Origin of the sequence: Rhodococcus sp. (in: high G+C Gram-positive bacteria) (assembly GCF_049299235.1) — a bacterium.
Taxonomy (GTDB): domain Bacteria; phylum Actinomycetota; class Actinomycetes; order Mycobacteriales; family Mycobacteriaceae; genus Rhodococcus.
This window is the reverse complement of sequence record NZ_JBAQXC010000191.1, coordinates 1-8,912: the sequence shown is the minus strand read 5'-3', so window position 1 is coordinate 8,912 and position 8,912 is coordinate 1. Positions and strand designations below refer to the sequence as shown.

General features: G+C 66.3%; 8 protein-coding genes. 3 read left to right on the top strand and 5 right to left on the bottom strand.

Annotated features, from left to right (window positions below):
• Positions 1–12: 12 nt before the first annotated feature.
• From WAX14_RS11625 to WAX14_RS11610, 4 genes are all read right to left on the bottom strand, one after another.
• A complete protein-coding gene (locus tag WAX14_RS11625) occupies positions 13–351 on the bottom strand; it encodes a P-II family nitrogen regulator (protein ID WP_422628217.1) in 339 nt (112 codons plus the stop codon).
• A 47-nt stretch (positions 352–398) separates the two neighbouring features.
• Entirely contained in the window at positions 399–1,706 is a 1,308-nt protein-coding gene (locus tag WAX14_RS11620) for an ammonium transporter (protein ID WP_422628216.1), read from the bottom strand.
• Positions 1,707–1,960: 254 nt separating this feature from the next.
• Positions 1,961–3,487 carry a signal recognition particle-docking protein FtsY gene (ftsY, locus tag WAX14_RS11615; RefSeq protein WP_422628215.1) on the bottom strand — a complete coding sequence of 509 codons (1,527 nt, stop codon included), beginning with the start codon at positions 3,485–3,487 and terminating at the stop codon, positions 1,961–1,963.
• Positions 3,488–3,544: 57 nt separating this feature from the next.
• The gene (locus tag WAX14_RS11610) at positions 3,545–4,183 is read right to left on the bottom strand and encodes a TetR/AcrR family transcriptional regulator (RefSeq protein ID WP_422628214.1); all 639 of its coding nucleotides are present in this window, start codon (positions 4,181–4,183) and stop codon (positions 3,545–3,547) included.
• 193 nt (positions 4,184–4,376) lie between these two features.
• On the opposite strand from WAX14_RS11610, the gene WAX14_RS11605 reads away from it, so the two are divergent.
• Genes WAX14_RS11605 through WAX14_RS11595 form a run of 3 tightly spaced genes read left to right on the top strand, consistent with a single transcriptional unit; the run spans position 4,377 to position 7,752 of the window.
• The gene (locus WAX14_RS11605; protein WP_422628213.1) at positions 4,377–5,744 is read left to right on the top strand and encodes a flavin-containing monooxygenase; all 1,368 of its coding nucleotides are present in this window, start codon (positions 4,377–4,379) and stop codon (positions 5,742–5,744) included.
• A gap of 29 nt (positions 5,745–5,773) precedes the next feature.
• Positions 5,774–6,913, top strand: coding sequence for a serine hydrolase domain-containing protein (locus WAX14_RS11600; RefSeq protein ID WP_422628212.1), 1,140 nt, complete (start codon positions 5,774–5,776; stop codon positions 6,911–6,913).
• 56 nt (positions 6,914–6,969) lie between these two features.
• Entirely contained in the window at positions 6,970–7,752 is a 783-nt protein-coding gene (locus WAX14_RS11595) for an SDR family NAD(P)-dependent oxidoreductase (protein WP_422628211.1), read from the top strand.
• A 37-nt stretch (positions 7,753–7,789) separates the two neighbouring features.
• Here the strand turns inward: WAX14_RS11595 and WAX14_RS11590 are convergent.
• Positions 7,790–8,912 (bottom strand): AAA family ATPase (locus WAX14_RS11590; RefSeq protein WP_422628210.1); only part of this gene is annotated, 1,123 nt, incomplete at its 5' end.

Below are 8,912 nucleotides of genomic sequence, written 5' to 3'. Positions count from 1 at the left end.
GACCCGTGAGGGTCAGAGCGCATCCGTACCCCGTTCCCCGGTACGCACTCGGATCACCGATTCGACGGGGGTGACCCATACCTTGCCGTCCCCGATCTTCCCGGTGCGCGACGCCTCGACGATGGTCTCGACGACCTTCTCGACGGCGGCGTCGTCGACGACGACCTCGACCCGCACCTTCGGCACGAAATCGACCGAGTACTCGGCACCGCGGTAGACCTCGGTGTGGCCCTTCTGCCGGCCGTACCCCTGGACCTCGCTGACGGTCATGCCAAGCACACCCGCCTGCTCGAGACCTGCCTTCACGTCTTCGAGGGTGAACGGTTTGACAATTGCCGTGATCAGCTTCATTTCCTCATCCTTCCCAAGTCTTCAGTGCCGCTACGTTCGTCTTCTTATCACCTGAGTGCCGAGACGAAGTCGTATGCGGACTCCGCGTGCTCGGACTCGTCGATACCGTGTGCCTCTTCTTCGGCCGTGACACGCCAGCCCAGCGGCTTGAGTGCGAATGCGATCACGGTGGTGACGATCGCGGTGAACACCAGGGCGACCAGGGCAATCACGATCTGGACCACCAGTTGCTTGTAGTCGCCGCCGTAGAACAAGCCGGTGTCGGTGGCCAGGAAGCCGATCGCGATGGTGCCCCAGAGTCCGGAGACCAGGTGCACGCCGACGACGTCGAGCGAGTCGTCGTAGCCGAACTTGAACTTCAGGCCAACCGCGAGGGCGGACAGCACACCGGCGACCACGCCGAGAGCGATGGAACCGACCGGGCTGAGCGCACCGGCTGCCGGGGTGATGGCGACCAGGCCGGCGACGGCACCGGATGCGGCACCGAGGCTCGTGGCCTTTCCGTCACGGATGCGTTCGGTGAGGAGCCAGCCGAGGATCGCGGCTGCGGCCGCGGTGGTGGTGTTGACCCAGGCCAAGCCCGCGACACCGTCCGCGGCGAACGCCGAACCGGCGTTGAAACCGAACCAGCCGAACCACAGCAGGGCCGCACCGAGCATGACGAACGGCAGATTGTGCGGGCGCATCGCGACGCTGCCGAAGCCGATGCGCTTGCCGATGATCAGCGCGAGGACGAGCGCGGCGATACCGGCGTTGATGTGCACGACGGTGCCGCCGGCGAAGTCGATCGGATGGACCGCTGCGGTCAGACCGCCCTCACCGTCGTCGACGGTGCCGAACATTTTCGCGGCGATGCTGTCGGCGGAACCGGAGAGGAGGCCGCCGCCCCACACCATGTGGGCGAGCGGGAAGTAGGCGAAAGTCACCCAGAGACCCGCGAACACCATCCAGGTCCCGAACTTGACGCGCTCGGCGAGCGCACCGGAGATCAGCGCGGTGGTGATGATCGCGAATGTGACCTGGAATCCGATGTCGATGATCTGCGGGTAGTTGCCCAGGCCCGGAATGAATCCGCCCTCCGCGTCGTAGATGGCACCCTGGAGACCGAAGAACTCGAACGGGTTGGCAAAGATTCCGCCGATGCTTTCGGTGCCGTAGGACATCGACCAACCCCACAACACGTAGATCACGCCGATCAGCGCCATCGCACCGAACGACATCATCATCATGTTCAGAACCGACTTGGCGCGTGACATGCCGCCGTAGAAGAACGCCAAGCCCGGTGTCATCAACAGCACGAGCGATGCCGCCATGAGCATCCATGCGGCGTCGCCGGTGTTCACCACTTCCTCCACTTGCAACCTCCCTGGATTTCCGCGCCGGTCAGCGCGTGTTTGAGGAAAGCTTGCTGCCGAGATGTTTCAGTGGAAGCGCCGTGCTGTTTCGTCGAAGTGAACGGAAACCCGCGTCGTGTTTCGTCTCTGTTTCGCTCTTTGCGGTCGTCGTCCGGACCGTCCGAAAGCTGAGAAAGCCGCGCGCGGCACGTGTTCCGCATCCCGTTGCCGGAGTTGCGGTGCGTGCCGGCGCGCGGCTGTCGCTACTCGTCCGCTCAGCCGAGCAGTGCGTCCACGAACGCGCCCGGCTCGAACGGAGCCAGATCGTCGGCACCCTCACCGAGACCGACGAGCTTCACCGGCACGCCCAGTTCGTGTTGAACCTGGAAGACGATGCCACCCTTGGCGGTCCCGTCGAGTTTCGTCAGAACGACTCCCGTGATGTCGACGACGTCGGCGAACACGCGGGCCTGGGCGAGCCCGTTCTGACCGATTGTCGCGTCGAGCACGAGCAGCACCTCGTCGACCGCGGCCTTCTTCTCCACTACCCGCTTGACCTTGCCGAGTTCGTCCATCAGTCCGGTCTTGGTGTGCAGCCGGCCCGCGGTGTCGATGAGAACGGCGTCCACACCGTTCTCGATGCCCTTGGTGACCGCGTCGAAGGCGACAGCGGCGGGGTCACCGGCCTCCTTGCCACGCACCACCTCCGCACCCACCCGCTCTGCCCACGTCTGGAGCTGATCGGCGGCGGCCGCACGGAAGGTGTCGGCGGCACCGAGAAGCACGCGGCGGCCGTCGGCGACGAGCACCCGTGCCAGCTTGCCGGTGGTGGTGGTCTTACCCGTGCCGTTGACACCGACGACGAGCAGGATCGAGGGATGGTTGTCGTGCGGTAGCGCCCGGATGGCGCGGTCCAACTCGGGGTGCAGTTCGGCGACGAGCACGTCACGCAACACCGCGCGCGCGTCGGCTTCGGTGCGCACGTTGCGCGCAACCATCTCGCGGCGCAACCGCTCGACGATCGCGGTGGTCGTCGCTGCCCCGAGGTCTGCGATGAGGAGGGTGTCCTCGATCTCCTCCCACGAATCCTCGTCGAGGTCGCCGCCGCCGAGCAGGCCGAGCAGGCTCTTCCCCATCGCCGACTGCGACCGGGCGAGGCGACCGCGCAACCGGTCGAGGCGACCCGCGGTGGGCGCGATCTCGTCGATCGCCGGCGCCGAGGGAGCCGCAACTGGTTCGGGTTCGGGTTCGGGTTCGGGTTCGGGTTCGGCGACAGGTTCCGGCGCGACCGGTGCCTCGACCAACGCAGACAGATTCGTCTGCGGTTCGGCCGTAGCCTCAGGCTCGGCGACTACCGTGTCCTCGGGAAGGATCGGTGCCTCGACCGTCGCGGGGAGGTCGACTTGTTCGTCGGTCGCTTCCGCCTCGACGGCCTCAGGTTCGGCGACCGGCTTGTCTGCGGCCGGCTTGTCTGCGACCGGCTTGTCGACCACCGGGGGCTCGACCACCGGGGGCTCGATTGTCGCCGGCTTCTCGACAATCGGCTTCTCGACGATCTTCGGTTCCACAGGTTGCGGCGTCGGTTTCGGCGGCGCAGTCGCCGCCGATCCCTGGCTGAAGCTGAATCCGCCGGCGGACTTGTAGCCCCCGGATCGGTCCTTCTTCTCCTCCAGCGCCTCGGGCTGCTCTGTCTTCGGGGTGATGCTGACCTGCCGTCGTCGATACATCACTCCGCCGACGACGAGGGCTACGACGAGGACGGCCAGTACGGCCGCGATGGCAATCCAAGCTCCGGTAGTCACCGACCCATCTTCTCAGGCCGCACCGCGAATACCGACCGGGGCGCGGCCTCGGGTGGGTCAGCGCGGCGACTCGGGCGCGGACAGCGCCGGAAACCAGATGTCCGCCAGGACCTCTGCGGCCTGCTCGGCACCGACGTCGATCGTGCCCTGAATCGCCCATCGGGTGAAGAACCGTTCGAGTTGGGTGAGCAGGAGTTCGACGCGCAGGCGGGCCTCACTCTGCCGGTCCTCGGGCCAGCGCCCGAGATAGGCGGGCATCTCGTTCGGGAGTGCCAGCAGTCCGTCCCGCGTGATCGCGCGGATGTCGGATTCGAGGACGGCCGCTTCGTCCCAGGCCTGCAGCATTCCCTTGTGCTGCCGGAACCAGTCGATGGCACGGTTGATCCAGTCGGCGAACTCGGCGCGTGAACCGGTGTCGAGCACGCGATCGAGATCTCGGTAGACAGCCGACGGGTTCGGCGCCATGTCCTCGTCGGTCAGTGCGCGTAGCACGTCGACCTTCGTCGGGAAGTGCAGGTAGAAGGTTGCCCGGCTGCATCCGACGTCGACGGCGATGTCGTCGACAGTGACCGCCGCGTATCCCCGGGAACCGAATTGGGTCCGCGCGGATTCGACGAGTCGAGCCCGGGTTGCCCTCTTCTGCTCGTCCCGCAAGGTGCCCTTCCGAATGCGGGGCTTTCTCACCGTCTCCGCCATGTCCAGCAGGCTACCTTCCGCATATTCACCGATCTACGCAATTCACTAATCGTTTGTCTTTTCACTTGACAGACCGTCAGCGACAACTATTCTATGGCGCAGATCACATGTTGCACTCCTCACGTTCCGGCCGGCCGCCGAATCCGCGGGCACCCGGTACGCGTTCCCACCACTCGCAGAGAGACGAATCTTCGTGGACAACACCCGCTTGCCCCGCGTCTGCATCATCGGCGCCGGCCCCTCAGGAATCACCACGGCAAAGCGCCTGAAGGACTACGGCATCCCATACGACTGCTTCGAGGCATCCGACGAGGTCGGCGGCACTTGGTACTACAAGAATCCCAACGGAATGTCCGCCTGCTATCAGAGCCTGCACATCGACACCTCCAAGTGGCGTCTCGCGTTCGAGGACTACCCGGTCCCCGCCGAGTGGCCCGACTTTCCGCACCACTCGCTGCTGTTCCAATACTTCAAGGACTATGTCGACCACTTCGGTCTGCGGGAGACCATCACGTTCGACACCGCGGTCGACCACGCCGAGCGGAACGCCGACGGACTGTGGACCGTCACGTTGTCCACCGGCGAGACCCGGGCCTACGACGCGCTGATCGTGTGCAACGGGCACCACTGGGACCCGAGCACCCCGGACTACCCCGGTGAGTTCGACGGCACACTGATGCACAGCCACGAGTACAACGATCCGTTCGATCCGATCGACATGCGCGGCAAGAACGTTGTGGTCGTCGGCATGGGCAACTCCGGTCTCGACATCGCGTCCGAACTCTCTCAGCGATTTCTCGCCGAGACGCTGACCGTCTCCGCGCGGCGCGGCGTATGGGTGCTCCCGAAGTACCTCAAGGGCAAGGCCGGCGACAAGATGTCCGCGCCGTCCTGGATGCCACGTTCGCTCTCGCTCATGCTGAGCCGCCGATTCCTGCGCAAGAACCTCGGCACTATGGAGGGCTACGGCCTGCCCACCCCCGACCATCAGCCGTTCGAGGCACACCCGTCCGCGAGCGGCGAGTTCCTCGGCAAGGCCGGCTCGGGCGACATCGCGTTCAAACCGGCGATCACGGCGCTGGAGGGCAAGCAGGTCCGGTTCGCGGACGGCAGCGCCCTCGACGTCGACGTGATCATCTGCGCCACCGGCTACCACATCAGCTTCCCGTTCTTCACGGACCCGAACCTGGTGCCCGACAGCACGAATCGCTTCCCACTGTTCAAGCGGATGATGAAACCCGGCATCGACAACCTCTTCTTCATGGGTCTCGCGCAGCCGATGCCGACCCTGGTGAACTTCGCCGAGCAGCAGAGCAAGCTCGTCGCGGCCTACCTCGCGGGGCAGTACCTTCCGCCGTCGGTGAGCGAGATGCAGACCGTCATCGCCGACGACGAGAAGTACTACCTCGGCCACTTCTACGATTCGCCGCGGCACACCATCCAGTGCGAGTTCGATCCCTATGTGCGCAATCTGAAGAAGGAACTCGACAACGGCGGCAAGCGTGCCCGGGCGGCGGGGAACGCACTGCCCGTACCCGCTCGCGCCCTGCAGAACGCCTGAGCAAGGCGAACACCATGGACGGAGATTCGATGACACTGACACAAGGATCCTGCGCGGACGGTTTCGCGCCCGTGCGCGAGGCACTCGAACAGCAGCTCGCCTCCGGAGAGGAACTCGGGGCGTCGATCTGCGTGACCGTCGACGGGGAGACCGTCGTCGACATCTGGGGCGGCCACACCGACACCGAGCGGACGTCCGCGTGGGAGCGGGACACCATCGTCAACGTCTTCTCGATCACGAAGACGATGACGGCGCTGTCCGCGCTGCTACTCGTCGACCGCGGACAGTTGGACCTCGACGAGAAGGTCGCGCACTACTGGCCCGAGTTCGCCGCGAACGGCAAGGAGGACATCGAGGTTCGGCATCTTCTCGGGCACACGTCCGGAGTGTCGGGCTGGGAACGCCCGATCGAACTCGCCGACATCTACGACCACGAGGCTGCGGCAGCCCGGCTCGCCGCGCAGCCGCCGTGGTGGGAACCGGGCACCGCGTCCGGCTATCACGCCCTCACCTACGGCCACCTGATCGGCGAGGTGATCCGCCGGGTCGACGGCCGCAGCCTGGGCCGGTACTTCGCCGAGGAACTGGCCGGACCGCTGGACGCCGACTTCCACATCGGCACGGACCCCGCACATTTCGACCGGATCGCCCCACTCGTGCCGCCGCCCCCACTCGAGTTCGACATGGCCGACCTCGACCAGGACAGCCTCCTCGTCAAGACGACCACATGCCCACTGCTCGACTACCACCGCACCGCGGACCCGCAATGGCGGCAAGCCGAGATCGGCGCGGCCAATGGACACGGCAACGCCCGGTCCATCGCCCGACTGCAGTCGATTGTCTCCGGCGGAGGTGTGCTGAACGGAAGGACCTGGCTGTCACCGTCGACCATCGACGCGATCTTCCGGGAGCAGGCCGACGGGGTCGACCTCGCGATCCTGACTCCGCTGCGGTTCGGGATCGGCTATGGGCTGCCGCACGCGCAGACCGCGCCTGCCGTTCCGGACGGCAAGGTGTGCTGGTGGGCCGGGATCGGCGGCTCGTTCGTCGTCAACGACCTCGACCGGGGAATCACCTTCGCGTACGCGATGAACAAGATGGGTCCGGGGCTGATCGGCTCCGACCGTTCCGACGCCTACCTGCGCGCCGCGTTCGGGGCGGTGGTGTGACGCAGAAACGCCATATCCGACACCCCTTTACCCCCTGAATAATTGGAGAAGTCCAGATGAGCGAAGACAGATTTGCCGGCCGGACCGCAGTGGTCACCGGCGCTGCCTCCGGTATCGGTGAGGCGATCACGAGGCGACTGCTGGCCGAGGGCGCGAACGTCGTCGGTCTCGACATCAGCAAGGATGCCCTCGAGGCGATGGCCGCAGAGTGCGGCGACGCCTTCCTCGCCGCCCCCACCGACGTGACCGTCGAGTCGCAGGTCGCGGCCGCACTCGACTCCGCGTCCGAGAGGTTCGGCAGGATCGACGTCGCCTTCAACGTCGCGGGCGCCGCCCGTGTCGGGGCGGTCGTCGACCTCGACGAGGCCGACTGGGACTTCACCGTCGACCTGGTACAGAAGGGCGTCTTCCTGTGCACCAAGCATGAGGCCCGGCACATCCGGGCCGGTGGTCAGGGCGGTGCGATCGTGAACGTGTCGTCATTCAACGCCATCGTTCCCCAGCCGGGTGGCAGTGCGTACTCGACCGGCAAGGCCGGCGTGATCATGTTCAGCAGGACGGCCGCGCTCGAACTCGCATCCGACCGAATCCGGGTCAACACAGTGCTTCCCGGTCTGGTCGAGACTCCGCTGATCGCACCGGTCCTGGCGTACGAGCCGGCACGCGCGATGTTCCTCGAGAACATCCCGGCGGCACGCCCCGCGACGCCCGAGGAGATCGCCGGACCGTGCCTGTATCTCGCGAGCGACGACGCGAGCTACGTCACCGGGGCGAGTCTCCTCGTCGACGGGGGCTGGGATCTGACCGGCTTCCCCAACTTGGCGCGCCTCGCCGATTGACCGATCGGGGCGGGTCTCCGTGGCCGGGAGACCCGCCCTACTCGGCGACCACGTCCGCTCGAGCACGGTCCGGTTCCTGACCACCCACATCCTGACCACGCAAGCGCTGCGAGATCACCCGAGTGATGCCGTCGCCGCGCATACTCACGCCGTACAACGCGTCGGCGACCTCCATGGTGGGCTTCTGGTGAGTGATCACGATCAACTGCGACTTTTCCCGCAACTGCTCGAACAGACCGATCAGGCGCTGCAGGTTCGTGTCGTCGAGGGCCGCCTCGACCTCGTCCATCACATAGAAGGGAGACGGCCGGGCACGGAAGATCGCGACGAGCATCGCGACCGCGGTCAGTGACTTTTCGCCACCGGACAGCAACGACAGCCGCTTGACCTTCTTACCTGGGGGCCGCGCTTCGACCTCGATGCCGGTGGTGAGCATGTCCGTCGGGTCGGTGAGCACGAGCCTGCCCTCACCGCCGGGGAACAGTTTCGCGAAGACCTGCTCGAATTCGCGTTCGACGTCGGCGTACGCCTCGGTGAACACCTGCAGGATGCGCGCGTCGACGTCGGCGACCACCGACAGCAGGTCCTTGCGGGCGTTCTTGACATCCTCCAGTTGCGTCGCCAGGAAGTTGTAGCGCTCCTCCAGCGCCGCGAATTCCTCCAAGGCGAGCGGATTGACCCTGCCCAGGGTGCTCAGGTCCTTCTCGGCCCGCTTGGCGCGGCGTTCCTGAGTGGGCCGGTCGTACGGGACGGGCTGCGGAGCGACGACCTGTTCGCCGCGGTCGCGGGCCTGCTCGTACTCGGCGATCTCCAGTGCGCTGGGTGGGAGTGGGACGTCGGGGCCGTATTCGGCGACCAGGTCGCCGAGGCCGATTCCGTGCTGTTCGACGATCGTCTGCTCGAGTTGTTCGATGCGCAGTGCCGCCTGGGCGCGAGCCACCTCGTCGCGGTGCACGACATCGGTGAGTTGGTCACGCTGCGCCGTCAGATCGCGGACCAGTTCCTTGACCCGCTCGAGTTGGTCGGCCCGTTCGGCGCGTTGCCGGGTCAACGTGTCGCGATGTTCGAGCGCCTCGGCGACGACCCCGTCGAGGTGCGCGGCAACCCGGGCTCCTGCCTGCGCGACCGCCGCGGCGACCGCCGCGGCCTGCTTCCTGGCC